3 protein-coding genes are annotated in these 1,334 nt (G+C 34.0%); all 3 read right to left on the bottom strand.

What is annotated here, in order from left to right:
* Positions 1-428 (bottom strand): transposase (locus FYJ55_RS10665; RefSeq protein WP_229771174.1); only part of this gene is annotated, 428 nt, incomplete at its 3' end.
* 63 nt (positions 429-491) lie between these two features.
* Entirely contained in the window at positions 492-848 is a 357-nt protein-coding gene (gene tnpB, locus FYJ55_RS10670) for an IS66 family insertion sequence element accessory protein TnpB (RefSeq protein WP_118320378.1), read from the bottom strand.
* Positions 838-1,215 (bottom strand): IS66 family insertion sequence element accessory protein TnpA, encoded by a 378-nt coding sequence (gene tnpA, locus FYJ55_RS10675; RefSeq protein ID WP_154556801.1) that lies wholly within the window; start codon positions 1,213-1,215, stop codon positions 838-840. Before tnpA ends, tnpB begins: the two co-directional genes overlap by 11 nt.
* Positions 1,216-1,334 lie beyond the last annotated feature (119 nt).

Below are 1,334 nucleotides of genomic sequence, written 5' to 3' on the forward strand. Positions count from 1 at the left end.
ACAAATTCGATTTCGTGTCGAACAAATTTCTTTCCGACAGGAACAAGTTTACTGTTACAGACTGGGCATACAAGTTCAGATTCTGGAAGTGTCATAATAACTTCGATATGTGGCAGTTTAGATAATTTATCATCCAACTGCCCTTTATACTTTTTCTTTTTATTGAATTTGACTTCTTCAAGAATAAATTGTTCTTCGTCTGGATTTGCTTCTGCTTCTGCCTCATCAAAAAGAGAAAGCTGCTCAAAACCAAGTGACTTTGATGTTTCACTTTTTGTTCCAAACAGCTTGCGCTTTAAATATTCATTTTCTTCCTTTAGATTCTTGTTTTCTTTTTGGATTTCTTCCAATGTCTTTGATAGTGCTACAACTGCTGACTGCATCTGTAGATATAATTCTTTGTAGTCGATACCTGCATTTTCAATCATTCGAAGCACTCCTTAACTGTCTATATTATACCATATTTAATACAAAATTTCCTTAATATAAAGCTAAATAGCACATCTTTTATTACTCTTTTTTATTGTTCGTGGCTGCTCTATTTTAAGTCCTTCTAAAAGCCATCTGAACTGCTGATCTGTTATTTTCATTACTTCATCTTTATTTCTTGGCCATACGAATTTTCCATTTTCAAGACGCTTATACAAAAGCACGAATCCGTCACCTTCCCAGTACAAGACTTTCATTTTTGTACTGCTCCTTCCGCAGAAGAGAAACAATGAGTTCGAAAATGGATCCAGTTTGAAATTCTGCTGTACGATAGCTGCAAGTCCATCAATTGACTTTCTCATATCTGTATATCCACAGGCAATATAGATATGTTCTGCTTTAGAAATGTCACCTAACATATTTATTCAACAGCTCCCGGATCATCCATTCAGGACAATTAGAATTGATCTCTATTTTTGTGTTTCCTTGACAAATCGTCATTACTGAAGAAGGTATGCATACAGGAGTAGATTGAGGAGCCTGTATTTCTACAATATCATTTGATTCAGGAACCAAAGGCAGTACATTATTTCTTTTTTTGTATGGAATCTGTTCAATCGCCATCTTTCTTAGTTTTGCCAGATAATAGTAATAACTTTTAATACTAACGTTATTCTGTTGGCACCATTCTTCGTTTGATAGATCACTATTTATACATTCACGAATGATTGCCAGCCACTTTTCCGCCTTCAGTCTCTGCTTGGGCGTTAAATCCTCTAATTTCATCTAATCATCTCCAATCATTTTATAGATTTTTTAGACTGTACTCTAAAAACTCTAATTTTCTATATAATTGTCGATTTTTTTTGAATGATTTTCAATCCATCATATTACTTGGCGCTTAC

Origin of the sequence: Holdemanella porci (assembly GCF_009696075.1) — a bacterium.
Lineage (GTDB): Bacteria > Bacillota_I > Bacilli_A > Erysipelotrichales > Erysipelotrichaceae > Holdemanella > Holdemanella porci.

Bases quoted from the DNA above. Each gene is read 5' to 3' on its own strand.
- tnpB (WP_118320378.1), bottom strand. From the start codon at position 848: ATGTTAGGTGACATTTCTAAAGCAGAACATATCTATATTGCCTGTGGA.
- tnpA (WP_154556801.1), bottom strand. From the start codon at position 1,215: ATGAAATTAGAGGATTTAACGCCCAAGCAGAGACTGAAGGCGGAAAAG.